Raw genomic sequence first — 26,696 nt, 5'->3', positions numbered from 1 at the left:
TGTCGCTGGCACAGGTTACGCTAAACTTGATCTCCTCGTGTACTTGGAGGTGACGTATGACGTCCAGGACCAGAATTCAGGACGTGCTTCAAGTCAGGACCCCGTTGGTCGTTGACCTCGACGGCACGTTGGTTCGCTCCGACCTCCTCGTCGAATCGGCATTCGCCTACCTAGGGGCAAATCCATGGCGAGTGTTTCATCTGTTCGCGCTGCTCTCGCAGGGAAAGGCCGCCCTCAAGGCTGGCATCGCCGCAGAAACGCCCATCGACCCGTGCAGCCTGCCCTACGATGAACGCGTGCTGGCGCTGATGGACGAGGCGCGGCTGCAAGGGCGGAAAGTTTACGTCGCCTCGGCCAGCAATGCACGCTACGTGTCGGCGGTCGCCGCTCATGTCGGTGCAGACGGCTGGTTCGCCTCCGACGACACAGAAAATCTGTCGTCCCACGCGAAGGCGCGCCGTCTCGTCGAGGCTTTCGGCGAAAGGGACTTCGACTATATCGGCAACGACCGGGCCGACGTGCCGGTGTGGGCAGCCTGCCGCAGATGCGTTGCCGTTCAGCCCTCGGCATCGGTTCGTCGCGAATTGGCCGCGAGCGGCCTCGACGTGCGGACCATCGAGCCGATCGCCGGCGCGGCAAAAGCATGGATCAAGCTGATCCGAGTTCACCAGTGGGCGAAGAACGCGCTGGTCTTCGTGCCGATGCTGACATCGCATAAATTGGACGCGGATTCATTGATCGCGACGGTCATGGCGTTCTTTGCGTTCTCCTTCGCCGCGTCGGCGGTCTACATCTGCAACGACCTCGTCGACATCGAAGCCGATCGGAAGCACCCCTCGAAGAAGAACCGCCCGCTTGCAGCGGGCACGGTGCCGATCCTGGCCTCGATCCCGGCGGCGGCAGGACTGGTGGCGGCCGCCATGGCGCTGGCGCTGGCGACAGGGCCGCGCTTCGCCGCAATGCTCCTGGCCTATCTGGCGCTCACGACCGCCTACACTTTCTTCCTCAAGCGCAAGATGCTCGTCGACATCGTTGCGTTGGCCGCTCTCTACACCATCCGCATCATCGGCGGAGCGGTGGCGATCTCCGTGCCGGTGTCGGAGTGGCTGCTCGGTTTCTCGATGTTCATCTTCACGGCGCTGGCGTTGATCAAACGCTATATCGAGCTGGCGGCGCGCATGGACGCCGATCTCCCCGATCCGAACAACCGCAACTACCGCAAGTCCGATCTCGGCATCATCGCGGCGCTGGCGGCCGCGGCCGGCTACAACGCCATCACGCTCTTTGCGCTCTACGTCTCCTCCGACAGCGTCCGTCAGCTCTATGTGCACCCCAAGCTGCTCTGGTTGATCTGTCCGATCCTGATGTACTGGCTCGGACGAGCGTTGCTGATGGCACATCGCCGGCAAATGCACGACGATCCGATCGTTTTTGCCATCCGCGACTGGAACAGTCTGCTCGCCTTCGGCCTCACCTGCACCATCCTGATAGCGGCGACCTGAACGTTCCGAGTTATATTTGACGATCCGAAGGACGCAGCATGAGACTTCTCGACGCCCTGTTCGTTCTCCTGAGCGTGTCGCTGTCCTCGTTATCCCAGATCGTCTTGAAGGGTGGAATGACCAGCTCGGCCATCCAGGCGGCGATCCGCGACGGCGGCATGGCCGAGGTGGCGCTGGCGGTCGCGAAGTCGCCGCTGGTGCTCACTGGATTGACCTGCTTCGGCCTGAGCGCGATCGTCTGGCTCTTCGTGCTCTCGCGCATGCCCCTATCGCTCGCGTATCCCTTCGTGGCACTCGGCATCGTGGCCACTGTGCTCGCCGGCACTGTCTTGTTCGGCGAGGCAGCAACGTGGCAGTCGCTGACCGGCGTCACTCTCATTGTTGCGGGGGTTGTGATTGTCGGATTGACGGCGTGAGCCCCTCTGCAAAAGAGCCACTACGCCAAGCGCGACATCGCTTTTGAATTGCACGGCCGATGCAAACGGCGGATCGGCCCCCTCCTTTCGGAGTAGGCACTCCACCATAGAGGCGCGCCGGTTCGTCGTTTGGAGACGGCTCGGAAAGGCGGCGCCGCGGCCATTCTGCGGCGCCTCAACCGGGCAACGGCCCGGCCATTCGCCGTGCCCAGGAGATACGATGCGCCGCAACTTCCTCCGCACGCTGCTCGCGCTGTGTGCGATGACAGCGCCGCTGCTGGCAACCCCGTCCCGCGCGGGTGATCTTCTGTGGGGCGTCAACGGCCATCCGTTCGTTGCCTATCCGGGCGTCACGTTCGACCAGCAGATCGGGCTGCTCAAGGCGCTCAACGCCAAATCCTACCGGGTGGACGTTCCGCGGCTCGACGCGATGGAAAGCCTGACGAAGCTGGTGGACAGCGCTGCCACGCACGGTATCGCCGTGCTTCCAGTGCTCCTTCCGCCAGTCGATCTTGAGCGCGACTCGCCCGAGGAGCTGAAGCGAAAGAGCTCGCAATTCGCCGAAGCCTTCGTGCGCCGGTTTCCCCAGATCGAGGTGTGGGAGCTCGGCAACGAACTGGAGAACTACGCCATCATCCAGCCCTGCGAGATGCGCGACGACGGCACGAAGTACCCCTGCGAATGGGGCGCCGCCGGCGGGGTCGGCGCACTGGACTACTACGGTCCGCGCTACGTCAAGGTCGCGGCCGTCCTCGGCGGCTTGGCGGAAGGCGTACGTGCCGCCAGCCCCACGGCAAGGCGGGCCATGGGATCGGCCGGCTGGGGCCATGTCGGCATCTTCGAGCGGCTGAAGCAGGACGGCATCCCCTGGGAGATCACCGTCTGGCACTGGTACAACGAAGATCCGGAGTGGGCCTTCAAGTATCTGGTAAAGTACGGCAAGCCTATCTGGGTCACCGAATTCAATCACCCGTTCGGCAGCCAGCGCGACGGAGAAGATGAGCAGGCCCGCGGCCTCACGGAGAAGGTCGCGCTGCTGCGCAAGCTGGCCCCGACCTACGACGTCCAGGCAGCACACGTCTACGAGCTGCTCGACGAGACCTATTGGAGACCGAGCTTCGAGGCCTACATGGGGCTGGTCCATCTCGACCGCGCGCCGGACGGCAACGGCTGGGTGCTCGGAGGCCCTAAGGCGGCCTTCGACAGCTATCGCAGCGCCATTACGCCGCAGTAATCGGCGGCCCAGAGCACGGAGGGTGGTAGATGGAAGCCGTCCGCCTTACCTCTTCCTCCTTATCGGCGTACACGTTCGCTCCATCGGCTACCTCTTCTAAGCGCTTGGTTACGTGACTGTCTCGGGCAGAAACTCCGCCGCACGCTCGGAGGAGACAAGCTTCAAGTGTTGGACGATCAGCCTTTCCCTGCCATGTCAGCACCGCCTTTCGCGAAACAGCGAAACCGCAACTCTTCGGTCGCGACACGCGCGCCCGGCGGGCTCGCCAAGCGCACCTTCGACGTGTGTATCGCCACGACGGCGCTCCTGTTGCTGCTGCCGCTCATGATCATCGTCGCGCTCATGATCAAGGCATCGATGGGCGGCCCGATTTTCTTCGGCCATCAGCGCGTCGGGCTGGGTGGCAAGGCCTTCCGCTGTTACAAGTTTCGGACCATGGTGCAGGATGGCGATCGCGTGCTCCAAGAGCATCTGCGCACCAATCCCGAGGCGGCCGAGGAGTGGCGGCGCACCCGCAAGCTCACCGACGACCCTCGCATCACCTTCATCGGCCGGATGCTTCGCAGCTCCAGCCTGGACGAGCTGCCGCAGCTCCTGAACGTCCTGCGAGGCGACATGAGCTGCGTCGGCCCGCGCCCGGTCGTCCAGGACGAAATCGCCCTCTACGGCCCGATGGCCGAGGATTACCTGAGAACACGGCCCGGCATTACCGGCGCCTGGCAGGTGAGCGGCCGCAGCAGCCTGACCTATGCGGAACGCGTCGCCATCGACTCGCAGTACGTACGCAGTTGGTCGTTCTGGACGGACCTGTCCATCATGGTGCGGACGATTCCGGCGCTCGTACGCACCCACCAGACATCGTGATCACGGCCGCCCACATCTGCCGGAGCGCACCCGGCCAGCCGCGCCGCGCGTGGACGATGAGGGCCTCGAGTCGACCGATCCCCCGGTCTCCGCGCCGCGCATACAGCAGGCTTCGAGCAGGGCCGCCGGCCGCCCCGGCCGCCCCGGCGGCGATGGGCGGGCCTGTCGGAACACCGTCCATAGCTCCGAGAGCGCCTCGCGATTGCGTGGGCTCCCCCAATCGCAAGAGAAGCGCTCCAGATTCAAAAAGTCATGGGTATTTCTCTGTCATTGGATGGTCCCATCCAATGACGAAATGCTCTAGTGTGGTGGACCTGAAGGTCCTACCCCCCACATGGCATCAATGTTCAGGACCTTCTGATCCATTAAACCACACTCGAATCATAAAGTTGCTAGTGTGGATTGAGAACCCGCAATTCGCTCCGAGCGCAGCCCCGAGGTGGCGCGAATTTCGGATTCGCCACACTAGCGCCGCGTCGGCCGTTGTGTGTAGCGCCGCCAGCCCGTCGAGATGAGCAGGCCCACGATGTATCCTGCCTGGAGGCAGACGATGGCGCCGACCGATCGAACCACCGTCATCCCGAGCGATTCGCCGGCCATCACGCTGGCGCCGATGGCAACCGCAGCGACAACGACCGTCGCCGCAAGGGCGGCGTACACCCTGAACCACAGCCCGATCGCAATGCCAAGCAGTCCGGACACCGCCCACCATCCGCTCACCGAGGCGCTCCGCGGACGTGACGCCGAACCGGCTGGGCCGTAACATGATCCCGTCCGTTCCAGGGTTCCTGGTCTGCGGTGCGCTGCTGCTCGTCGGACACGCTCTGGGCTCCCCCGTCATCGTCGCGCTCATGGCGTCCTTGGCATTCGGCTCGACTGCATTCGCCGTTCTGCCGAGCCTGGGCGGCTCATCGCCGCTGATCTATACACTGTTCGCCCTGATTCTCATTGCTCGCCTTGCGATCCGCCGGGACGGCCTGCACGAGATCGCCGCCGAGCTGTCCCGGCATCCCATCAGCCTTCTCGTTCTGATGCTTGTCGTCTACACCTCCGGAACGGCCCTGATCCTGCCGAGGCTGTTCCAGGGGGACGTGAGCGCGTTCGTCCCGAACCAGGGAGCGGTCCAAGAGGTCCCCCTCTCGCCGGTCTCCGGCAACATCACGCAGCCGAGCTATTTCGCGCTCGGGGCCCTGACATGCCTGACGCTCTGTATCGCCTTGCGCCAGCCGGCGGTGCTCGCGGCGGTCAAGCGCGGCTTTTTCGCGTGGCTCATCCTGAACGCCGGCCTCGGTCTCGTCGATCTGCTCGGCAAGTCAGCCGGCGGCGGCGACCTCCTCCTGCCCATTCGCACCGCGAGCTACGCTCTACTGACGGATGTGGAGCAGGCAGGATTCTCCCGGATCGCCGGCGGCCACCCCGAGGCATCGGCATTCGCAGCGGCCATGTTCTCCGGCCTCGTCTTCGTCGCGACCTACTGGCGGGTCACGCAGCGCCGCATGGTGTTCGCCCTCACGCTGCTCGCCATGCTTCTGCTGCTGCTGTCGACGTCGACCACGGCGTATGCATGCATCGGCGCGTATGCGGCGTGGCTGGGGATCTCCGCCGGCCTGTCCCTGCTCAGGGGCAGGATCCGCCGCTCCGATCTCATCCTGGTCGGCGTCGTGCTCGTCACCACCACGATTTGCCTGGGGATCTATCTGGTCAACGACAGGGCGTTCTCAGACGTGCAAAGCCTGATCGAGATCACCGTCCTCACCAAATCCCAGTCCGCTTCCGCGCTCGAGCGCGGCTATTGGAATGCACGCAGCCTGCAGACGTTTTTCGACACCAGCGGCCTCGGCGTCGGGATGGGGAGTTCGCGCGCGTCGAACTGGCTGGTCGCCGTGCTGAGCCAGACCGGCCTCATCGGCACACTGCTGCAGCTCTCTCTCGCCGCGGTGTTCCTTCGCCCGCCGCCGCGTCACCGTCACCCCGACCTCGACCTGCTCGCTTTGCATGAGGCGGCGCGCGCGTGCGGCCTGGCGACGCTTTTTGCCAACTTCGTCTCCGCCGGGAGCGCGGACCCCGGCATTCTGTTTTTCATCTGCCTGGCCACGGTCCTGTCGTGCCGGGACGCCCTGGTCGCCACGCCCGCCGTGCCGCCGCAACTTGCCCAGCCACGTTTCTCGGCGGCGGGCAACGCTCTTGCGGCCGGCGCGCGGAGCAGCTCGGCGACGCGAATGACCTGAGTACCCGCACGGGGCCGCCCATGACCGCGACCTCATCAGCGCCGCATGCTTGCGCCGGGCCACTCGGAGCGAGCTTGGCAGACGCCGGCTCCCACTTCTCCCATCGACGTGCAGCGGCTCGTCGCGGCATCCACCGTGCTGATCCGGCAGGTGTTCGAGCAATCGTCGCAGCACGTCCTCAGCCGGGCCGTCCACCTCAGCCCGGCTTGCCAACCTATTCCTCGTTCATGATCTGGTCGGCGCGCTTCTTTTGCGATTGCGTGAATTCACCCAATCGCAAAGCGCTCCAGGCAGCGCCCGCTGCGGGCTGCTCAGCCGAACCGTGCCGATCCGCCTAAGGAAGCCTCCGACGACGCCCCGGCCGTTCCGACTAGGTCACTGCGGCCGTCGACCTGGGCCATCAGCTCGAGGTAGGTCTCCGCCACCCGTCGCCAAGTGAAGCGCCGCGAACGCTGATAGCCGGCCCGGCGCATCGACGCCCGCAGGGCAGGGTCTTGATACAGCGACGCGATGGCACGAACCCAGCCCTGCACATCGTCCGGATCGGCGTAGAGCGCCGCATCGCCGCAGACTTCGGGAATCGCCGGGGCGGTCGAGGCCACCACGGCGCAGCCTCTCGCCATCGCTTCGGCGGCGGGCAGGCCGAAGCCTTCGATCCGGGACGGAAAAAGGAAGCAGACAGCGTTCGACATGGCGGCCGCGAGTTCGTCATCATCGACGCGCCCGATCAGGTGCACATTGTCCGACAGCTGGGGCACGTCCGTCGCGGCGACGTTTCCGGCCACCAGGACATCGAGCCCGAGCTGCTTCAGCGCCGGAGCGATCCGCCAGATGAGCGACATGTTCTTGTAGGGCTGGTCCCGCCCGATGCAGAGCACGAAGGGCTTGCGGTCGATATAGCTGCGCGCCGAGCGCGCCGGCCGCCAGCGATCCGCATGATCGCTGCCGTTGTAGGCGACGACGACCTTGCTGCGCGGCGCGATGCCGAGCTCGTCGAGATGATCGCGTGATAATCCGGACACCGTCGTCACGAGCTGCGCGCGCCGCCCCAGCGCCGGCAGAATGAGGCGGTGAGCCAGCCTGAACAGCAGGCCGTAGCTCTCCGGCATGATGAACGTATGGGCGTCGTGGATGCAGACCACGTGCCGGCGGATGGCGATCGGCGCCAGATTGCAGAAACTGAGCAGGCCGCCCTCGACGTGCCGCGGCAGCTGCAACTGCGCCCAGACCTGGGGCAGGCGCGGCGTGCGGAACTCCGGAACCACCGTCACGCCGATGCGCCGCAGGGGCAGATCCACCGGCTCGCGCGGCGCGACGAGGTTGAGCTCGAGATCGTGCGCCAGCGGATGGCGCTCAGCCACGAGATCGTCGAGCGCCGACGTCACCTCCCTGGCGTAGCGGGCGACGCCGGTCGGCTTGAGGGTCACGAAGTCGCCGTTGACGGTCCAGACGCGGCGCGCGGACGTCCTCGACCACTGGGCATCGGCATTCACCTTCAAAACCTCCGTGCTCGCATCAGCTTTGATCAGGGCGCCGGCGAATGCGGTCAACACGGCAATCCGAGGGTGGCGTTACGCTATGGAGCGAAGCCATCGTGCGGAAGGGGTATGCCCTCCCCACGTCCTACGCCCATTGCTAGCTGGCGCTGAAATCGGGGGTGAAAGACATTCACCGAGCGCGATTTCCACATGCTACGCGCCGGTGAACAAGGCCCCTTAAAAGAATGACCCGATGCTGGACGATCAATGGACGTTTCCTGACCCAACCGCTCACCGGCGTTCAGCGCTATGCCCACGAGATCGTCGCCAGCCTGGATCGGCTGATCCGCGATGGCCACCCGCTCGCGCAGGGATTGGAAGTCGAGCTCGTCACGCCGAAGCATGGCCGCCAGCTCGCCACGGAGCAGATCGCCGTCCGCCGCGCGGGTGATTTCGGTGGTCACCCGTGGGAGCAGTTGGTGCTGCCGGGCCAGGTGCGCGATGGGCTGCTCAGCCTGTGCAACACCGGCCCCATCCTGGCCGCCAAACAGATCCTGTGCATTCACGACGTCAACACGCGCGCGTTTCCGCAGAGCTATTCGCGGCAATTTCGCCTGCTGCACAGGCTGCTCATTCCGCTCATCGCCAGACGCGCAGTGCGCGTGACCACGGTTTCGTCGTTCTCGGCGGCCGAACTGGTCAGGGAAGGGATTTGCTCGTCTGACGCGATCACCGTCATTCCCAACGGGCACGAGCACGCTCTGGCCTGGTCGCCAAAGCACTCCGACGAGACGCGCCGGGTGGCGGGCCCCAACACGATCGTCGTGATCGGCAGCCCGGCACCGCACAAGAACGTCGGCATGCTGTTGGCGCTCGCGCCGCGCCTGGCTGCGTCCGGATTCCGCCTGGCGCTCGTCGGCGGACTGGACGCCAGGGTGTTTCAGTCCGGCGCCGGGCCGAGCGAGGACGCCAACGTCGCCGTTCTCGGCCGGCTCTCCGACAACGAGCTCGCGGCACTGCTGTCGAGTTCGCTCTGCCTTGCTTTTCCGTCCTTCGTGGAAGGCTTCGGCTTGCCTCCGCTGGAGGCCATGGTGCTGGGCTGCCCCGTCGTCGTATCCGACCGCGCGAGCCTGCCGGAACTCTGCGCCGACGCAGCGATCTACGCACCGCCGGATCAGCCCGATGCCTGGATCGACGCGTTCAAGCGGCTACGCGCCGACCCCACGTTGCGCTTCAGAATGGCAGCCACCGGCAAGGCCCGCGCACAGGAGTTCCGATGGTCCGCCTCGGCCGAGGCCTACCTCAAGGAAATGGCCGTGGCCGACGGCCTGATGACGGCGGCGGAGGCGGCCAGCCTGGCCAGTCGCAGATCGGCGTCCTCGTGGGGTGGAGGCTCCGAGTTCAAGGCCACGCGCGTCGACGCGCGCCGCCTGGCGGTACGCGGCCTCCAGGGCGCTTGAGCGCGTCCGATCGGATATGATCATCCGATCGGGTCGAACTGCTGCAAATCTCTGAATCCGGCCGCGCCGCGACGGAGCGCTGGAGGTGCGGACGCCCTGCGTCCGCCTGGCCTGCGTCAACGGAAGTTGGCGCGATGAACCTCCAGCGCCATGCCGAAGGCCCGGTTGATGCCCTGGTGGAACCGCTCGGTCGAGAACCGGCCGGCACGCTGCCGGCAGGCGTCGGCCGAGAAGTCGGCCCGGCACGCCTCGAACGCGGCAACCGCATCGATCAACGTCGTCTCGTCCTGACGGTCGAAGAGGATCCCGGTGGGCTCGTGCCCTCCCCCGAACGGGACGACGATGTCGCGCGCGCCGCCCCGGCCGAAGGCGACGAGCGGCGTGCCCAGCGCCTGGGCCTCGGCCAACGCGATGCCGAAATCCTCGCAGCCCGCGAACACCAACGCCCGTGCGCGGGCGACGGTGCGAAGATAGGCCGCCCGCGACAGAAACCCGGTGAACTCGACGTTGGGCCCGGCGATGGAGCGCAGCGCCCGCGACTGCTGGCCGTCCCCGACCACGAGCAGGCGCCTGTTGGGCATCGCGTTGAAGGCGCGGATGACGAGGTCGGTCCGCTTGTACGGCGCCAGGAAGGATGCCGTCACGTAGTAATCGTCCTTGTCGCGGCAAAAGGCCTCGGGCGGGACGTCGACGGGCGGAAAGACGACCTCCGCATCGCGACCGTAGATGCGTCTGATGCGGGCCCTGACGAAGTTCGAGTTCGCCACCATCACGTCCGGCGCATGGGCCGTGCGGGTGTCCCACGTCCTCATCTGGTGCAAGAACATCCTGAAGAGGAGGCCCCGGATTTTCCCCATGCGCATCTGATCGATGTAGGAGAACTGCTCGTCCCACGCATACCGCATGGGACTGTGCACGTAGCACAGATGCGGCTGATCGGGCCGCGTGATGATTCCCCGGGCGAACGCCGCCGACGAGCTCACGACGGCGTCGAAGCCGGTGACGTCGAACTGCTCGATGAGGAAGGGGCAGATCGGGAAGAGGTGGCGATAGAACCTGCGCACGCCGGGCCAGCTGTTGGCAGCCGACGTGTGAAACTGCGCCCCACGGAAGTGGGCATCCAGGACGTCGTCGTCCAGAAAATGGAACAGCGTGAAGATATGATCGGCGTCGAATACCTTCCTCAGCTCCGCCAGGACGCGCTCGCCGCCGCGGAACGACGGGCACCAGTCGTGGACCAGGGCGACCGAGCCGTAGGTATTCTGCGACGTCGTGGGGGGAGCGGAACCGACCTCATTGCTTCGCATCGCCGCGTCCGCCGCCACAAACTGGTACATTGCTTGTCTCCAACCGGGCACCGCGATGCCCCCGTCCGCGCATCATCCGACGATACGCTCCTGCTCCCAATCCACTCTTTCGGAACCGGGCTGCGCCATGCGTGCCTCGCCCCGGCCGCGTCCGTACCGATTTCGGAGTAGAGTCCGCCGGGCCTAAGACCTCGGGCATCGGATTTGGTACTCGGGCCTGCAGGCGTCCGCACATACAGTCCTCGCAATCCGTAGTCGTAAGTTCCTGGGGAGTTGCGGGGAAAGGCATGCACATCACGCTGATCGTCCCGACAAGCGGTCGACCATCGCTGGTATCGAGGCTGTTGTCGCACTTGGAGCGCCAGACCCTGCACCCCGACCATGTGATCGTCTCGGCCCCATCGCCGAACGACATCGAGGTGCGTCCCGACATCACCTTCAGGGTGTCGTACGTCTTCGGCGACCCGGGACTTTGCGCCCAACGCAATCGCGCGCTGTCGCTCTGCGAAGCCGACACCGACATCATCAGCTTCTTCGACGATGATTTCATTCCTTCCGATTCATACTTGGAGACCCTGTCCCGGGTCTTTCGCGAGCACGGCGACTATGCCGTGGTCACGGGCAGCCTGCTGGCCGACGGAGCGCACGGACCCGGCGTCGGCTTCGATGAGGCCGTCGCCCTACTCGACGCCTATCGCCCCTCCTTTTCTTCGCCCCCACAAGTCAAGGACCATCCCGGCGCGTATGGCTGCAACATGTCGATACGCGCGAGCACGATCGGCGGCCTGCGCTTTGACGAGCGCCTCCCCCTCTACGGATGGCAGGAGGACATCGACTTCACCAGTCAGTTGCGGGCGCACGGGCGCATCGTCAGCATCGAGCAGCTCTGGGGCGTGCATCTCGGCGCGAAGGGTGGCCGGGTCAACGGCGTCCGGCTGGGCTACTCGCAGATCGTCAATCCCATCTACCTCATCGGCAAGGGCACGATGCAGCGTTGGTTCGGCATTCGCCTGATTTGCCGGAACCTCGTTGCAAACGTCCTGAAGAGCCTGAGGCCCGAGCCCTATATCGATCGCCGGGGCAGGCTGAAGGGGAACCTGATCGGCTTTGCCCATGTCCTTACCCGGCGCGCCGACCCGGAATACATCCTGAAACTGTGACGGCCTGGCCATGGGGATCCCCTTGAAAAAACCGCTTCTCGCGATCGCAGTCCTCGCGGCGCTGAACATCACGGCTGCCGCGCACGCGGCTGAGAGCTATGCGCTGGGCCCGCAGGATAAGTTGCGCGTCAAAGTCTACGAGTGGCGCGCTTCGCAGGACAAGATCGTCGAGTGGGAGGGCCTCAACGACGAGTTTACGGTCGCGGCAAACGGCACCATCGCCTTGCCCCTGGTCGGCGAGGTGGGTGCCGCCGGCAAGACGCCAACGGACGTCGCGGCGGCCATCGGCCAGAGACTGCAAAGGCGGATGAACCTGATCCAGCCGCCGGACACCAGCGTCGAGGTGATCCAGTACCGGCCTATCTATGTCGTCGGCGATGTCATGAAGCCCGGCGACTTTCCCTTCCGGCCGGGCCTGACCGTCCTGCAAGCCGTCTCCCTGGCGGGCGGCGCCCTGCGGACCAACGATCTGGCCCGCGACGCGCTGACCGCGCAGGGCGATCTGGCGAGCGTCGCGCTTCAGCGAGATGCGCTGATCGCCCGACAGGCGCGCCTGAAGTCCGAGGCAGCCGGCAGCGACTCGATCAGCTTTCCCCAGACATTGCTGGAACGTAAGTCGGCACCACAAGTTGCCGCGTTGATCGACCAGGAGATCTCGATCTTCAAGACACGGGCGGACGCGTATCGCACCCAGACCAATGCTCTGCGCGATCTCAAATCCTATCTTGAAAAGGAAGCCATCTCGCTATCCGCACAGATGGAAACCGAGGCCACTCAGGCGGCGCTCATCAACAAGGAGCTCGACGGCATCTCGTCGCTCGTGACCAGGGGCCTCGCCGCCGCACCGCGGCAATACGCCCTGGAAAGGTCCAAGGCCGAAATGCAGGGGAGCCGGTTGCGGCTCGAGTCCAGCATGCTTCGCGCTCGCCAGGAGATCAGCAGGGCCGACATCAGCCTTCTCGACCTCAAGAACAAGCGTGAAGGCGACATCGCCATCGATATCCGCGACACGGACCAGAAGCTCCAGGAGCTCAGGAACAGGAGCAAGGTCACGGAGGGCATCCTCAATCAGATGGGGCTGATCGTCGCTGGAGCCGGCCAGCGGCGGCCCGAGCCGACGTTCACGATCCTGCGCGCTGGGCAGTCCGACGCGACGCCGATGGTGGCGAGCGACGCCGCCGCGGTGCAGCCGGGAGACACGATCAAAGTGTTGTTGCCGGTGGCCGACATCAGGCAGACGAGCGAATCCGGCGGCTCGGCCGAGATCGCCGACACGCCGGTTGCTTCGGCAAAGTCGAGCGCTTCGAACTGAGGAACGCATAGGGCGAGCCGGCGCCTTGGCGCCAAGTAATCTCGTCTGATCCGACCGCGTCGGATCGGGAGATGCCGTAGACGGATCCGCGCAATGATTGTGGATCCGTCGAAAATGCGATGGTTACGCCGGGGGGTGCGGCGGCCGCCCTCGCGTCGCCGGCTTGCCGGGGGCGCGGGGGCGGCAACTCCGTTCGTCCGGAATCAATGTCGCCGTGGCGCCCTCATCGTGGCGCCCTCATCCCGCGATGCCGCCCCGCAGATCCGTGTCGAGGTCCCGGGTGAGGAAGGCGACCTCCGTCCGGTTGCGGGCGTTGAGCTTGCGCATGATGGTTCGGACGTGGACCTTGACGGTGCTCTCACACATGGCCAGTTCGTCGGCGATCACCTTGTTCGGCAGCCCCTTGCGCATGGCCCGGGCCACCGCCAGCTGCCGCGGCGACAGCAGCGTCGTCAGTTCCGAGGCCCGCAGCACGGAGTCGTCGGCGCTTGTCATCGCCGACAAGGTGCTCGCCGGGATGAAGCTGCCGCCGGCGCGCACGAGATCCAGGACCTTGACCGCCATCTCGACGCCCATGCTCGTGGGCAGGAAGGCGCTCGCGCCGCAGTTCATGACGTAGGCGACGCAATCGGCGCTCTCGTGGTCGGACATCACGACGACCGGCGGTGGTTCAGGCAGCTGCAGCACTTGCCTCAGCCGATCGGCAAAGACGCCGTCGGGCTCCGGCTGCATGGACGGCGCTGACATCCACAGGATGAGCAGCGAGGTCCTGCCCGCCGCAGAGCTCTGCTCCCAGGCGGCTACGCTCTCGAAGGCCTGGAACTCGTGACTGGCCTCCATCGCTCGCAGCGACGCCAAGACGCATTCGCGGAAGAAGGTCCGATCCTCGATCAGAACGGTGCACGGGAGGATATCACCCGCTCCGCCGCTAGGGTCGGAGCTGAGCGGTCTCCTGAGATCGTCGCTTTCGGAAGCCGTGGTACCCAACTTAGCCCCCCCTGTTGAACCGCAAAGCCAATTCGACTGCGTCTTTTGCGTATATCGGTCGAACGTCCCCAGCGGTTGTCGTGCAATCCCCACCACCCAGCGCCGTCGCTCTTCAAGCCGACGTCGGCCCGCCTAGCTTTCGGCTTGCTGAAATCACCCACGAACTCTCGTCTCCCACCCAGCCCGTCGGCCGAGAGGACTCCTCATCTTTCGCTTCAGTGAAACTCTCGAACCGAAAAGGCGATGTTCGACGCCCGGTTCCAGCCGTGACGCAGGCAATGACACCTTACGTCCTCCGGATAGGAACTTGGCGTCGTTGTTCCATCTCGATTGCGAGAACCGCGCCGGGCCCCTCCCGAATAGCCCCGGCGCCAACCAGGCGTCATATTCCCGAATACATCGTCGAACTGATGGCAGCGGCAGGTCGCCGGCTCGTTGTCGCGGCAAGCAGCGAGCGAGCCGGTCTCACCGAAGCTCACGGAACAACGCTTCTCGATATGCCGGGCCCGAGCCGAAGGCAAAATTGGCGCGCAAGCGCCTGCCGCTATCCGCCCAGACCGATCAATGACCATCATCAAAATTCCCTTGAATTTTGACTCGGCCGCCCAGTTCCCATCCAGTGAGCCAACCGGCGAAATATGGCAAATCAAATTTTGTTGCTCACCAAAAGATGAATCCACGCCCGCCGGTTCTTGTTTGCTTGGAAGCCTACGGAGACGCGACGGCGGCGAAGTGGCCCCGTCGTCGCCAACGCTAGGGCATGGCCCGAGATCATCTGCTCGAGGACAGGTTCCGACTCCTTGAACCAAGTGTCCTTCTCTCCCGCTCGCGAGCTGCCCGGACCGCAGCGCTCAGGGCCCTCGCGCAGAACCGGCACAGAAGGTAGCGTGTCCAATGACAGATTTACCGCGTCTCCGCATCACCCGTTTGGGTGTACCTTCAAGATAGCGTAGACGAGCGGGCGGTGGGCGGCCCTCAATAAGTCGAACCGCGAGCAGATCCAGCTAAAACCGCGCGACGTGCGCGGAAACGCATCGCCAATGTCCGTCGATCAGATGCCAGTCGTCGGTGTAGCGGCCGGCGCCTTGCGAGCCGTCAGGATTCAGAAAGCTGGTGCGCGCGTGGATGATGGCGTGCTGCCCGAAGATGCGGATCACTACGTCGTGCTCGCGAATGCTCTTGACCGTCGAGCCGCGGCTGATCTGCTCCAGGAACGCGGCGCGGTCGATCAGGCTGCCGTCGGGATTGCTGTTGAGGAAATCGCCGGCCAGATGGGCGTCGAACCAAGCCACATCCGCCTCGTCGACGGCGCGGACGTAGTTGCGGTTGAGATCTGCGAGAATGGACAGGTGCTCGGCGTTCGTCATCTGCCGACCTCCATACTCGTCACGACAGGGATCTCGAGCGCCTGCAGCCGCCGCCGCGCGGCGGCATCCGAACCGTCGAGGTCGAGGGACCGGCAGGCATCGTCGATCATGACGGCGGCAAAGCCCAGACGGCAGGCGTCCTCGGCCGACCAGAGCACGCAGAAATCGAACGCCAGCCCGGTCAGGAATACGCGCTCGAAGCCGCGCTCGCGCATGTAGCCGGCAAGGCCGGTCGGCGTCGTGCGGTCGTTCTCCATGAATGCCGAATAGGAGTCGATGGCCTTGTCACATCCCTTGCGCAGCACGAGCTCCGCCCCGGTCAAGTCGAGCTCCGGGTGGAACTCGGCACCGGGCGAGCCTTGCACGCAGTGATCCGGCCAGAGGATCTGCGGGCCGTAGGGCAGCGCTATGGTCTCGTACGGCTGGCGGCCGCGATGCGCCGACGCGAACGACTGATGGTCCGGCGGATGCCAGTCCTGCGTCAGGACGACGTGCGCGAACCGTCCCATGAGCGCGTTGATCGGCGCGGCGACCTCCGCTCCGCCGGGCACGGCGAGCAGGCCGCCCGGGCAGAAGTCATTCTGCACATCCACGACCAGCAGCAGATCCGTATCGCGCTTCAACCGCATCGGGCATCCGTCCATGGCAACAGCGGTACAATATACAGTATGGAGCGCGCGGTGGGCGGGCGCCACGTCCAGCGGCTAGAGCATTTCGCAATTGGATGAGATCATCCAATTGCAGATAAATTCTCATAACCTTTTGAATCTGGAGCGCTTTTCTGCGATTGGGCGACTCCACCCAATCGCAAAGCACTCTAGCGCTCGTGGGACGCTTCGCCGCGATCGGTGGCCGGCGCCGGCTCCCAGCCGAAGACGCTGCGGCCGCCGTAGTCGTGCGAGCGCCGCCGCTCGTCGGCCACGAAGGCCGGCAGCGACGGCCCGCCGACGTGGCGCTCCAGCCGCCGCGCCTCGGCGTCCAGGCGGCGAATGGCGTCGAGCCGCTCGTCGTTGCCGAGCTTGGCGCTGGCAATCGCCGATTTCAGCACCTCGATCGTCCTGTCGTAGACGAACGTCGGCACCGCGTAGGGCTGCCGGTCTTTGCCGCCGTGCGCCAGCGAGTAGCGGGCGGGGTCGGCGAAGCGGCATGGCGCGCCGTGGATTACCTCCGCCACCATGGCCAGGGAATGGATGGTGCGGGCGCCGACGCCGGGCACCAGCAGCAGCTCGGCGAAGTCGGCGGGGCCGCGGTCGGCGGCGGCCGCCAGCGCGCCGTGCAGGCGTCGGCTCATTACGTCTTTCGGCCGCACGTCGTGGTGCGCCGGCATGATCAGATGCGGCAGCAGCGGCTGCCGCGCGGCGGCGGCCGGCGCAACCTCCCCCGAGGCGTCCGCCAGGAGCCGCAGAACGCGGTCAGGCCCCTCTCGCACCAGATCCAGCTGCCGGTTGCGTGAGGCTGCGGCGCGGCGGTCGGTGAGGTTGACGATCTGACCACCACCCCTGCCGTCGATCGCTGCGTGCGGCACCTCCACGAAGCTCGTCAAACCCTCCGAGAGCCAGTGGTAGCGCCGCGCGACGCCGCTGGCGCCGTTCATGCCCTGCTGCACCACCACCCAGTGGCCGTCGTCAGCGACGATGAAGCCGTGCAGGTAGAGCTCGAAGCCGTCCTGCACGGCGGCACTGTCCACTTTGGCGACGAGGCGGCTGGCCCGCGCCAGGGCGGCGCCGTCGAAGCCGATGCGCTCGCCGATGGCGACGAGCTCGTGCGGTGTCTGGCGCGAATGGCTGCCGCGCCCGCCGCAGACATGCAGGCCGAGCTCGCCGGATAGCGGGCCGAGGCCACGCTTCAGGGCGCCGATGACACTCGTCGTGATCCCGGACGAATGCCAGTCCATGCCCATGACGGCGCCAAACGACTGGAACCAGAACGGATGCGACAGCCGGCGGAGAAATTCGTCGCGACCATAGTGGTGGACGATCGCTTGCGCGATCACGGCGCCGAGGCGCGCCATGCGCTGGCCGAGCCAGGCCGGCACGCGGCCGTTGTGCAGGGGCAGATCGGCGCTGCCGGCCCGTCGAGCCATGGCGTCCCCGGAAACGAAACAGGAACATCCTTGTAGCATGCGCCTCGGCGGTGTGCGAGCCCCGTGCCTTCGCGGTGCCGTAAGGGCTGGTCAGCCGCTGCCGGGGATGCCGTTGATCGGCGGCCTCTCGCTGCCGAGCGCCCGCAGCAGGTGCTCGAGCCGTTTCAGGTTGACCAGGAAGAGCCGTCCCGTCTGCTGGCAGCGATCGATATACTTGGCCGTGTCCTGCTTGATGCCGCTGCCCACCATCTCCGCAGCCCACGACGCCTCCGACCACGCCTGCTCGACATCGACACCGACCTCGCGGGCGGCCGCGGCGGCCGCTTCGAGGGATTTCTCGACCTCGTCCAGCGGATAGCCGGTCAGGAATTCCGGGCTGGATCGCAGCTGGCTGGCCTCGGTGCAACTGCGTGTCGCCGACCGCATCACGTAGAGGAACTTCAATCTCTCCTTGGCCGCCAGACGGGTGAGATGCTCGCTGTCGTCGTCCCGTTCGCCGGGACGCGAAGGACCCGGCTGGTTCGCGGCAAGGGTCGACGACGCGGCGACGAGACAGAGTCCGAGGGTTGAAGCGGCCAGGCGGTTCATGGCGTCGATCCCGTGGTTGCGAATGCCTCTCGATCAGGTCGCCCGGCGCATGGCGGGGCAGGCATCGGCCGTCCCCGTCAGTGCCCGACACCGGGCAGGGGCGCGGCGGACGGCGCGCCGGCGTCGGCCTGCCGCTCGGCGGAGGGGGCGGCGGCCGCTTGCCGGCGCTGGAACAGGCGCATCACCACGACGAAGAAGACGGGCACGAAGAACACGGCGAGCACGGTCGCAGCGATCATGCCGCCCATCACGCCGGTGCCGATCTCCTGCTGGCTCTTCGAGGCCGCCCCGGTGGCGATGGCCAGCGGCACCACGCCGAAGATGAAGGCCAGCGAGGTCATGACGATCGGCCGGAACCGCAGCGTTGCCGCCCGCACGGTCGCGTCCACCAGCGAGGTCCCCGGCTTCCAAAGCTCCTTCGCGAACTCGACGATGAGGATCGCGTTCTTGGCGGAGAGGCCGATGATGGTGATCAGGCCGATCTTGAAATAGACGTCGTTGGGCATGCCGCGCAGGTAGACGGCCGCGACGGCGCCGATGACGCCGAGCGGAATGACCAGCAGCACCGAGAACGGGATCGACCAGCTCTCGTAGAGCGCGGCCAGGCAGAGGAAGACGATCAGGATCGACAGCGCGAGCAGCAGGGAGGCCTGCGAGCCCGCCTCCTTTTCCTGCAGCGACTGCCCGGTCCAGGTGTAGCCGAACCCCTTGGGCAGCTGCTGCATCAGCCGCTCCATCTCGGCGATCGCCTGGCCGGTGGTGTAGCCGGGCGCCGGCTCGCCGGTGACGCGGACGGACTGGTAGCCGTTGAAGCCGACGATCTGCGCGGGCCCGACGCTCCACTTCAGGCTGGCGAAGGACGACATCGGCACCATGGTGCCACTGACGTTCCTGACGCCGTAATTGAGGAGATCCGATGCGTTCAGGCGCTGCAGGTCCTCCGACTGCACGATCACGCGCTGCATCTTGCCGCGGTTGGGGAAGTCGTTGGTGTAGACCGAGCCCAGGTTCACCTGGATGGTGTTGTTGATGTCCCGGAAGTCGACGCCGAGCGCCGCCGCCTTCTCACGGTCGATGACCAGCTCGGCCTGCGGCGCCGGCGGCAGGCCCTCCACGTAGACGTTGCGCAGCATGGGGCTGCGTTTGGCGAGCCCGAGCAGCTGCTGCTCGGCCGCCATCAAAGCGGAATAGCCCTTCTGCGCCCGGTCCTGCAGGCGCAGGCTGAAGCCCGAGGCATTGCCGAGGTTGTCGATGGGCGGCGGCTCCAGCGCCTGGATCACGGCATCGCGATACCCCGCCAGCGCCTTGTTGGTGCCGTTCACCAGGTTCGCCGCCGAATTGGCCCCGTCGCGCTCGTGCCACGGCTTCAGCGTCACGAAGGCCTGCGAGGTCATCTGCCCCTGGCCGGAATAGGAGAAGCCGTTGACGACGGTCACGGTGGCGACACCCGGCTGAGCCAGCAGATGCTCCTCGACCTTCTTCACCGCCGCCAAGGTGCGGTTGAAGGACGACCCCGGAGGCGTCTGGATGTCGACGGTGAAGAAGCCCTGGTCCTCCAGCGGCAGGAAGCCTTCGGGCATGCGCACGAAGGCGTAGCCGAGCCCGCCGAGCAGGATCAGGTAGATCACCATGACGCGCCCGCTACGCGCCAGCAGCCGCGAGACGCCGCGCCCGTAGCGCGACGTCTCGCGGTCGACGAGGCGGTTGAACCAGCCGAAGACGCCGCGCTTGGCGTGGCCGTGGCCCTTGGCGATCGGCTTCAGCAGCGTGGCGCAGAGCGCCGGCGTCAGCGATAGGGCAAGGAGCGCCGAGAAGGCGATCGACGTCACCATGGCGATCGAGAACTGCCGGTAGATGATGCCGACCGATCCCGGGAAGAACGCCATCGGGATGAACACGGCGACGAGCACGAGCGTGATGCCGATGATCGCGCCGGTGATCTGGTCCATGGCCTTGCGGGTCGCCTCCTTGGGCGACAGGCCCTCCTCGTTCATGATGCGCTCGACGTTCTCGACCACGACGATGGCGTCGTCGACGAGGATGCCGATGGCCAGCACCATGCCGAACATGGTGAGCACATTGATCGAGAAGCCGGCGAGCATCATCACCGTGCAGGTGCCGAGCAGCGCGATCGGCACGACGATGGTGGGGATGAGGGTGTAGCGGATGTTCTGGAGGAACAGGAACATCACGAGGAAGACCAGCACCACCGCTTCGATCAGGGTGTGGATGACCTTCTCGATCGAGGCCTCGACGGCCGGCGTGATGTCGTAGGGAATGTCCCACTTCAGATTGCCGGGGAAGAACTGGGACAGCTCCTCCATCTTGGCGCGGATGGCCTTGGCGGTCTCCATCGCGTTGCCGTCCGGCGCCAAGGTGACGGAGATGCCGGCCGCCTCGCCGCCGTTCAGCCGCGTGGTGAACTTGTAATCCTCGCCGCCGAGCTCGATGCGCGCCACGTCGCGCAGCCGCACGGTCGAGCCGTCGGGATTGGCTCTCAGCACGACCGCGCCGAACTCCTCGGGCGCCCGCATCTGGCCTTTGACGATGATGGGAAAATTGACGCCGTGGGTCGACGGGCTCGGCTGGGCGCCGACGGCGCCCGAGGCGACCTGGACGTTCTGGTTCTGGATGGCCGTCGAGACGTCGGAGGCGCTGAGCGAGAAACCGCGCAGCTTGTCCGGGTCGACCCAGACGCGAAGGCTGCGCTCGGTCGAGTAGAGCGTCGCCCGCCCGACGCCTGGAATACGGCGGATCTCGTTGATGACGTTGCGGATCAGGAAGTCGCCGAGCCCGACCTCGTCCATGGAGCCGTCGGTGGAGACCAGGGTGATGATCACCAGCGTGGCGGCGGAGGCCTCCTCGACGAGGATGCCCTGCTGGCGGACTTCCGCGGGCAGGCGCGCCTCGACCCGCTTCAGGCGGTTCTGCACCTCGACCGAGGCATAGCCCGGATCCGTGCCCGGCTTGAACGAGGCCGTGATCTCGATGACGCCGAAGGAGTCGCTGGCCGATTCGAAGCTCTGGATATTGGCCGCGCCGTTAAGCTCATCCTCGATGAGGCGCGTCGTGCCCGTATAGAGGTCTTCGACGGACGCGCCCGGAAACGCGGTGGAGAGCGCGATCGAGGGCGGTGCGATGATCGGATATTGCGCGACCGGCAGGTTCGGGATGGCGATCAGGCCTCCCAGGCAGATGAACAGCGCGATGACCCACGCAAAGATCGGCCGGTCGATGAAGAAACGAGCCATGGAGACCGCGGTTTCAAGATGGGTTGTGGATGCCGGGCCGACGAGGGCACGGTGCGGTATCGAGCCACGCGAATACGCACGCCCGCCGTGCCGCGGTCGCGGCCGGCGGAACTTGGCGCTGTCTTGGCGCAGCCCTTGGCGCGAGGCCGCGCGCTAGCGGAGCCGGACGGCGTTGACGGCGGCGTGCTCGCCGCCCTCCGCCACGCTCGCCTGGCGCGTCGACGCAGGCAGGCTGGTCGGCCTGACCTGCATGCCGACGGAAATCCGCTGGAAGCCTTCGACCACCACCCGCTCGCCCGGCTTGAGGCCTTGCCGCACGAGCCAGCTCGAGCCCACGACGGGGCCCAGCTCGACCGGCTGCAGCACCACCTTGTCGTCCGCCTTGACGACCCAGACCTCGGCCTTGCCGTCGTTCGAGCGCTGCACCGCCTGCTGCGGCAGGGCGATGGCATCGACATCCACGGCCTGCTTCAGGCGGGCGCGGACGTACATGCCGGGCAGCAGCTCGTCCTGCGGGTTGGGGAACTGCACGCGGAGCGTGACCTGACCGGTGCTCGGGTCGGCGGTGACGTCGGAGAAGAGCAGCTTGCCCGGCTGCGGATAGAGTGATCCGTCATCCATGATCAGCTGCACGTCGGCCGCGCCCTTATCCAGGGGGCCAGTTCGCCGCTGGCCAGGTCGCGCCGCAGCTTGTTGAGCTCGCCGACCGACTGGGTGATGTCCACGTAGATCGGGTCGAGCTGCTGGACGGTGGCGAGCACCCCACTGCCCGTCGCGTCGAGCAGCGTGCCCTCGGTCAGCAGGGCGCGGCCGATGCGCCCGGAAATCGGCGCCCGCACGTTGGTGTAGTCGAGATTGAGCCGCGCGCGGTCCCGCGTCGCCTTGGCCGCAGCCACATCGGCCTCGGCCTGCTTCAGCGTGGCGACGGCAACGTCGTGCTGGGCCGGGCTCGCGGCTTGCCGGACCAGTAGCGCCTTGAGGCGTTCCGCCTGCTGGCGCGTCAGCACCACGTTCGCCTCGGCCCGGTCGAGAGCCGCCTCGGCGCTCGCCAGCTCGACGCGGTAAGGGGCCGGATCGACCGCGTACAGGACGCTGCCCTCGCTGACCCGGCCGCCCTGCTCGAACGTGCGCTTGACGACGAGGCCGCCGACCCGGGCGCGCACCTCGGCGATCCGCATCGGCGCCACCCGGCCCGGCAGATCGCGCAGGTGGGGGATCGGCTCCGGCGTCACCGTGACCACCGCCACCTCGGGCGGGGGAGCCTGCGCGGGCGCCTCGGCCTTGGCCGTAGGCTCGGTGCAGGCGGACAGCGCCAGCGGCACGATCAAGAGCAAAGGACGCGCGCCGCGTTTCACGCGCGCAGCACGGCACGGAAGTTCAAGCATGATGATTATCGCCCGGTTCACGGCGACGGAGAACGCGCGGCATCATTCCGCGGTCGCCTCGACGGTCGCCAGAAAAGGAAAACTAGTGATTTACTGAGTCTTCAGGCGGAATGACCTGGCTGATCGGCAACGGCGGCCGTCAGATCGGCAATTCCTAGGCGATATCGTGCTTAGGCGGACGCTCGTGGGGAGGAAGGTAGCGGGACTGCACGCGGTCTGCCGTCACGACGAAGCTCGACCAGAACGATACGTCGGTCGCCACCACCGGACACAGTGCAAGCGTCATGTCCGACAAGTCGGCGTCGGCAGAGCAGCTGGGGCTGCCAATATAGTGCTTCGAGGGCGCGACCGGCAGTTGGCCATCGGGAACAGACGCCGCGCGAAACACGGACTCGATGCTCGACGTATCCTCGATATCCGGCAGGGGCTGCTGCGCGGAGGGGAGCACGATCCCGATCCAGAGCAGCAAGGCGATGCCGAGATATGAAATCGAGCTTCGACTCATGCGGGAAACTTAAGGGCACGCCTGTTGCGCCGCAATATAGCTGCGACATTCTGTCCTGAAGTAAAGGGATCATTTAGAATTGTGGCGACAAGATGATAGCCTGCAACGGCGCACCGTCGGCACACCGCCGCGAACGGTTCTCAGTTTAGCGCCCGCATTGACCGGCGATGCGGGCCGTCCTATTTTTGTTCACCCGTCTAAATTTTCGGCAGGGCGAATTTCAGCATGCCTGTTTCTGGGGCCATGGAAACAGGAGCTGCCTTATACTAAGTATAGCCCATGGATAACGCCTGGAGCGTGAGAGCGGGGTCGGAGAGCCGCGGCATGACGCTGTGGCGCGCCCGGCTCTGCCGCCTTCTCCTCCTGCTCGCCGCTGCCCTGTCCATCGCTGTGCAATCGGACCGGAATCCGCCGCCGGCGGACCGGTACGCCGACGCCGCCGCCGAACAGCGCTTGTCGGCTGCCGGCGGCGCGCCGCACGTGCAGGTCGTGTCGACGACCTCGCCGACATGCGTCGACGTCGAATGCCACCGCCTCATGCCGCTCGATTACTGCGTCGTCGGGGTCCGCACCTGGCATTTGGTCTCGTATCCGCGAGACGGCGCGCAGCACTGCCCACGCCAGGGCACAGAGCCGCCCCTGCGCCCGCCGCGCGCCTGATCCTTCGCCCCTGAATAGCTGGCAGATCAGCCGCTTCCGACGTCTCGTCCGAGGACGGGGACGTGCGCGGGCAAGCGATCCGCCGCCATCACCCAACCCATTCGGCTGCCCGACAGCTGGCCGCATTCGGCCGGAGGCAGCGCGCGTTCCGCCTCGGAGCCCCCATGTCGTTCGCTCACTCGCTTTTCCTTGCCGTTCATCTCCTCGACCCCGCCATCGACCAGGGCGTCCCCCGCGCCGAGCCGGCCTTCACGTCCGAGGGCAGGCTCGTGCGGTCGTCGCGTGGAACCGTCTGCATCGACGGCCCGCATCGCCCCCACCGCGTCCACAAGCTGCCGGGCACGGCAGCGATGCCGACGCGAAGCCACGACCCCCTGCACGATGGCTATGTCCACTGCTCCGCGGAAACGCTCAAGCGGGAGCGGCACGGCGGCAGGTGAGCTAGCCGAAGCGTCGCGCAGGCTCAGGATCGCGCGGGCCCAAGCCCCGGCACCGGTCGGTTTCGTCCCGACCGGCGCTTGAGGGGCGGCGCCTGTCCGTCGTGACGCCAGCCGGGCCGCGGAGTTGCCAGGCGGGTGCCGGCGGCGAGAGAATGCCGGCATAGATTGCTGCAAGCCCGCGCCGAGTGCCGCCCGATGACCGCCGCACAGACCATAACCATCGCGATCGATGCCGACACCAGCGTCAGCGGCCTTTGGCAGCAGCCCGCATCGGCACGGGCCTGCCTGGCGCTGGCGCACGGCGCCGGCGTCGGCATGGCCCACAAGTCGATGGCAGCGCTGGCCGACGGGCTCGCGGCGCGAGACATCGCAACGCTTCGCTACCAGTTCCCCTACATGGAGCGCGGCACGCGGCGTCCCGATGTGCCGGCCGTGGCCCATGCCACGGTGCGCGCGGCGGTCGCCGAGGCAGGCCGGCGGGGCGGCATCCTGCCGCTGTTTGCGGGGGCCGCTCGTTCGGCGGCCGCATGACCTCGCAGGCGCAGGCCGCCGCACCGCTTCCCGGTGTCCGTGGCCTGGTATTCTTCGCGTTTCCGCTCCACCCGGCCGGCAAGCCGTCCGCCAGCCGGGCGGAGCACCTCGGCGCCATCACCGTGCCCATGCTGTTCCTCCAGGGCAGCCGCGACGCGCTGGCGGAGCTCGATCTGCTGAAGCCGGTGGTTGCCGGGCTCGGCGCGCCGGCGACGCTCACGCTCGCACCCGACGCCAACCACTCGTTCCATGTCCCCGCCAAGACCGGACGCAAGGACGAGGAGGTGCTCGCCACCTTGCTCGACGCCGCAGCGGCATGGATGGCCGCGTCTGCCTGAGACGGCCGATTGACAGTTTTTTATAAAAAATGCACGATCTGCCTCAGCCGACGCTGAGCGGACAATGAATTGGGAGGAAGCATGTCGCTCGAAGTGGCGGCGCCGCGCGTGCTTGCGGAAGCGGCGTCGGGCGCCTCGCCGCGCCCGGTGTCGTCGCTGCTGAAGATCCGCGACGCCGAGGTGGCGCAACGCATCGGCGAGCTCGGCATGGAGGCGACCGCCTATGACGCCCTGCCCTGCCGGCCCGGACTGATCGCCAGCCAATCGAACGAACCGCCGCCGGCGCCCGACGACGCGGTCACTGCCGCCGATAACGACGTCTGGCGCCGCCGCATGTCGACCGCACACAGGGGAAACGCATGACCATCGGATGGAGCGCCGACGACATCGCCTTCCGCGACGAGGTGCGCGCCTTCGTCGAGGCCAATCTGCCCGCCGACATGCGGGCGCGGACGCGCCAGGGCTTTCATCCGACGAAGGCGGACATGCAGGGCTGGACCAAGATCCTGCACGAGCGCGGCTGGTCGATGCCGAACTGGCCGACGGAGTACGGCGGCACCGGATGGTCGCCGCTGCGGCGGATGATCTTTGACGGCGTGCTCACCGAGCTCGACGCGCCGCCCGGAACACCCTTCGGGCCGCACCTGATCGGGCCGGTGATCATCGCCTTCGGCACGGAGCAGCAGAAGCAGCGCTACCTGCCCCGCATCGCCGACGGCTCGGAGTTCTGGTGCCAGGGCTATTCGGAGCCGAACTCCGGCTCGGACCTGGCGTCCCTCAAGACCCGGGCCGTCCGCGACGGCGACCACTACGTGGTCAACGGCCAGAAGATCTGGACCAGCGAGGCCCATTACGCCGACATGATGTTCTGCCTGGTGCGGACCGATACGACCGGCCCCAAGCAGGGCGGCATCTCCATGCTCTTGATCGACGTGAAGAGCCCGGGCGTCACCATCAAGCCGATCATCAGCCAGGACATGGCGCACTACCTGAACGAGGTGTTCTTCGACGACGTCCGGGTGCCCGTCGAGAACCGCATCGGCGAGGAGAACAAGGGCTGGACCTACGCCAAGTTCCTGCTCGACAACGAGCGCACCAGCAGCGCCTACCTGGCTGACAGCAAGCGCGACCTCAAGCGGCTGAAGGAGCTCGCCGCCGAGATGACGCAAGACGGGCGGCCGCTCGCCGCCGATCCGGGCTTCGACGAGGAGATCGCCAAGACCGAGATCGACCTCGCGGCGCACGAGATGATGATCTACCGGCTGCTCAGCGGCGCGCCCGGCCTCGATCCGGCGGTGGGCGCCTCCATGGTCAAGATCAAGGGCGCGGAGCTGCGCCAGCGCATCTCCAATCTCTGGCTCGATGCGTTGGGCCCGCACGCCCCGCCGCTCTACGGGCCGAAGGCGCAGAGCAACTTCGACTACGGCATCGAGGCCGCACCGGGCCTCATGTCCCAGTTCCTGATCCGCCGTGCCGTGTCGATCTACGGCGGCACCAACGAGATCCAGCACGGCATCATCGCCAAGCGCGGGCTGCGGCTCTAGCGCGGCCACGGCGCGGCCGGCGCCGGGCCAGGCCCCGCCGGGACAGTCACACGCAC

Annotated in this window: 25 protein-coding genes and 1 pseudogene; 14 read left to right on the top strand and 12 right to left on the bottom strand. The window is 66.6% G+C overall.

Annotated features, from left to right (window positions below):
• Positions 1-56 precede the first annotated feature (56 nt).
• From ACZ5PO_RS24710 to ACZ5PO_RS24695, 4 genes are all read left to right on the top strand, one after another.
• The gene (locus ACZ5PO_RS24710) at positions 57-1,502 is read left to right on the top strand and encodes a UbiA family prenyltransferase (RefSeq protein WP_464184576.1); all 1,446 of its coding nucleotides are present in this window, start codon (positions 57-59) and stop codon (positions 1,500-1,502) included.
• A gap of 38 nt (positions 1,503-1,540) precedes the next feature.
• On the top strand, positions 1,541-1,918 hold the full coding sequence (locus tag ACZ5PO_RS24705; protein WP_464184575.1) for an SMR family transporter: 378 nt from the start codon (positions 1,541-1,543) through the stop codon (positions 1,916-1,918).
• A 220-nt stretch (positions 1,919-2,138) separates the two neighbouring features.
• Positions 2,139-3,152, top strand: coding sequence for a hypothetical protein (locus ACZ5PO_RS24700; RefSeq protein ID WP_464184574.1), 1,014 nt, complete (start codon positions 2,139-2,141; stop codon positions 3,150-3,152).
• Between the two features lie 192 nt (positions 3,153-3,344).
• Positions 3,345-4,016 carry a sugar transferase gene (locus tag ACZ5PO_RS24695; RefSeq protein WP_464184571.1) on the top strand — a complete coding sequence of 224 codons (672 nt, stop codon included), beginning with the start codon at positions 3,345-3,347 and terminating at the stop codon, positions 4,014-4,016.
• Positions 4,017-4,481: 465 nt separating this feature from the next.
• On the opposite strand, the gene ACZ5PO_RS24690 is transcribed toward ACZ5PO_RS24695, so the two are convergent.
• A complete protein-coding gene (locus tag ACZ5PO_RS24690) occupies positions 4,482-4,718 on the bottom strand; it encodes a hypothetical protein (protein WP_464184570.1) in 237 nt (78 codons plus the stop codon).
• A 62-nt stretch (positions 4,719-4,780) separates the two neighbouring features.
• Here ACZ5PO_RS24690 and ACZ5PO_RS24685 point away from each other — a divergent pair, with 62 nt between their 5' ends.
• Positions 4,781-6,244, top strand: a complete 1,464-nt coding sequence (locus ACZ5PO_RS24685) for a hypothetical protein (protein WP_464184568.1) — start codon at positions 4,781-4,783, stop codon at positions 6,242-6,244.
• 311 nt (positions 6,245-6,555) lie between these two features.
• On the opposite strand, the gene ACZ5PO_RS24680 is transcribed toward ACZ5PO_RS24685, so the two are convergent.
• Together ACZ5PO_RS24680 and ACZ5PO_RS24675 are read right to left on the bottom strand one after the other, a co-directional pair.
• A complete protein-coding gene (locus ACZ5PO_RS24680; RefSeq protein ID WP_464184567.1) occupies positions 6,556-7,737 on the bottom strand; it encodes a glycosyltransferase family 4 protein in 1,182 nt (393 codons plus the stop codon).
• Positions 7,738-7,820: 83 nt separating this feature from the next.
• Positions 7,821-8,186 (bottom strand): hypothetical protein, encoded by a 366-nt coding sequence (locus ACZ5PO_RS24675; RefSeq protein ID WP_464184566.1) that lies wholly within the window; start codon positions 8,184-8,186, stop codon positions 7,821-7,823.
• Positions 8,187-8,201: 15 nt separating this feature from the next.
• On the opposite strand from ACZ5PO_RS24675, the gene ACZ5PO_RS24670 reads away from it, so the two are divergent.
• Positions 8,202-9,182: a glycosyltransferase family 4 protein gene (locus ACZ5PO_RS24670; RefSeq protein WP_464197014.1), complete on the top strand. Its 981-nt coding sequence runs from the start codon at positions 8,202-8,204 to the stop codon at positions 9,180-9,182.
• 116 nt (positions 9,183-9,298) lie between these two features.
• Here the strand turns inward: ACZ5PO_RS24670 and ACZ5PO_RS24665 are convergent, their stop codons facing one another.
• A complete protein-coding gene (locus ACZ5PO_RS24665) occupies positions 9,299-10,519 on the bottom strand; it encodes a glycosyltransferase (RefSeq protein ID WP_464184563.1) in 1,221 nt (406 codons plus the stop codon).
• Positions 10,520-10,776: 257 nt separating this feature from the next.
• On the opposite strand from ACZ5PO_RS24665, the gene ACZ5PO_RS24660 reads away from it, so the two are divergent.
• Both ACZ5PO_RS24660 and ACZ5PO_RS24655 read left to right on the top strand, forming a co-directional pair.
• Positions 10,777-11,649, top strand: coding sequence for a glycosyltransferase family 2 protein (locus ACZ5PO_RS24660; protein WP_464184562.1), 873 nt, complete (start codon positions 10,777-10,779; stop codon positions 11,647-11,649).
• 10 nt (positions 11,650-11,659) lie between these two features.
• Positions 11,660-12,961 carry a polysaccharide biosynthesis/export family protein gene (locus ACZ5PO_RS24655; protein WP_464184561.1) on the top strand — a complete coding sequence of 434 codons (1,302 nt, stop codon included), beginning with the start codon at positions 11,660-11,662 and terminating at the stop codon, positions 12,959-12,961.
• A gap of 237 nt (positions 12,962-13,198) precedes the next feature.
• Here the strand turns inward: ACZ5PO_RS24655 and ACZ5PO_RS24650 are convergent, their stop codons facing one another.
• The 8 genes and pseudogenes from ACZ5PO_RS24650 to ACZ5PO_RS24615 form a co-directional block, all read right to left on the bottom strand.
• The gene (locus tag ACZ5PO_RS24650) at positions 13,199-13,819 is read right to left on the bottom strand and encodes a response regulator transcription factor (protein WP_464184559.1); all 621 of its coding nucleotides are present in this window, start codon (positions 13,817-13,819) and stop codon (positions 13,199-13,201) included.
• Positions 13,820-14,952: 1,133 nt separating this feature from the next.
• Entirely contained in the window at positions 14,953-15,315 is a 363-nt protein-coding gene (locus ACZ5PO_RS24645) for a nuclear transport factor 2 family protein (RefSeq protein WP_464184557.1), read from the bottom strand.
• Positions 15,312-15,944 carry a bifunctional nicotinamidase/pyrazinamidase gene (gene pncA, locus ACZ5PO_RS24640; RefSeq protein ID WP_464184556.1) on the bottom strand — a complete coding sequence of 211 codons (633 nt, stop codon included), beginning with the start codon at positions 15,942-15,944 and terminating at the stop codon, positions 15,312-15,314. The genes ACZ5PO_RS24645 and pncA overlap by 4 nt, the downstream gene beginning before the upstream one ends.
• A gap of 188 nt (positions 15,945-16,132) precedes the next feature.
• Positions 16,133-17,398, bottom strand: a complete 1,266-nt coding sequence (locus tag ACZ5PO_RS24635; RefSeq protein WP_464184554.1) for a DUF763 domain-containing protein — start codon at positions 17,396-17,398, stop codon at positions 16,133-16,135.
• A gap of 90 nt (positions 17,399-17,488) precedes the next feature.
• Entirely contained in the window at positions 17,489-17,986 is a 498-nt protein-coding gene (locus ACZ5PO_RS24630) for a hypothetical protein (RefSeq protein ID WP_464184552.1), read from the bottom strand.
• Between the two features lie 77 nt (positions 17,987-18,063).
• Positions 18,064-21,237, bottom strand: a complete 3,174-nt coding sequence (locus ACZ5PO_RS24625; RefSeq protein WP_464184550.1) for a multidrug efflux RND transporter permease subunit — start codon at positions 21,235-21,237, stop codon at positions 18,064-18,066.
• 153 nt (positions 21,238-21,390) lie between these two features.
• Positions 21,391-22,622: pseudogene (locus tag ACZ5PO_RS24620) on the bottom strand (efflux RND transporter periplasmic adaptor subunit).
• A 154-nt stretch (positions 22,623-22,776) separates the two neighbouring features.
• The gene (locus tag ACZ5PO_RS24615; protein WP_464184548.1) at positions 22,777-23,127 is read right to left on the bottom strand and encodes a hypothetical protein; all 351 of its coding nucleotides are present in this window, start codon (positions 23,125-23,127) and stop codon (positions 22,777-22,779) included.
• A gap of 324 nt (positions 23,128-23,451) precedes the next feature.
• Between ACZ5PO_RS24615 and ACZ5PO_RS24610 the strand changes: the two genes are divergently transcribed.
• The 6 genes from ACZ5PO_RS24610 (at position 23,452) to ACZ5PO_RS24585 (ending at position 26,640) form a co-directional block, all read left to right on the top strand.
• Positions 23,452-23,787, top strand: a complete 336-nt coding sequence (locus tag ACZ5PO_RS24610) for a hypothetical protein (RefSeq protein WP_464184547.1) — start codon at positions 23,452-23,454, stop codon at positions 23,785-23,787.
• Positions 23,788-23,951: 164 nt separating this feature from the next.
• Positions 23,952-24,227: a hypothetical protein gene (locus ACZ5PO_RS24605; protein ID WP_464184546.1), complete on the top strand. Its 276-nt coding sequence runs from the start codon at positions 23,952-23,954 to the stop codon at positions 24,225-24,227.
• 195 nt (positions 24,228-24,422) lie between these two features.
• A complete protein-coding gene (locus ACZ5PO_RS24600; protein WP_464184545.1) occupies positions 24,423-24,758 on the top strand; it encodes an alpha/beta family hydrolase in 336 nt (111 codons plus the stop codon).
• The gene (locus ACZ5PO_RS24595; RefSeq protein ID WP_464184544.1) at positions 24,755-25,096 is read left to right on the top strand and encodes an alpha/beta family hydrolase; all 342 of its coding nucleotides are present in this window, start codon (positions 24,755-24,757) and stop codon (positions 25,094-25,096) included. The genes ACZ5PO_RS24600 and ACZ5PO_RS24595 overlap by 4 nt, the downstream gene beginning before the upstream one ends.
• An 81-nt stretch (positions 25,097-25,177) precedes the next feature.
• Positions 25,178-25,459: a hypothetical protein gene (locus ACZ5PO_RS24590; RefSeq protein WP_464184543.1), complete on the top strand. Its 282-nt coding sequence runs from the start codon at positions 25,178-25,180 to the stop codon at positions 25,457-25,459.
• On the top strand, positions 25,456-26,640 hold the full coding sequence (locus tag ACZ5PO_RS24585; RefSeq protein ID WP_464184542.1) for an acyl-CoA dehydrogenase family protein: 1,185 nt from the start codon (positions 25,456-25,458) through the stop codon (positions 26,638-26,640). The genes ACZ5PO_RS24590 and ACZ5PO_RS24585 overlap by 4 nt, the downstream gene beginning before the upstream one ends.
• The last annotated feature ends 56 nt before the right edge of the window (positions 26,641-26,696 follow it).

The sequence above is a fragment of the Chelatococcus sp. KU-N122 genome (assembly GCF_055391085.1).
This window is presented reverse-complemented; position numbering and strand designations above follow the sequence as displayed.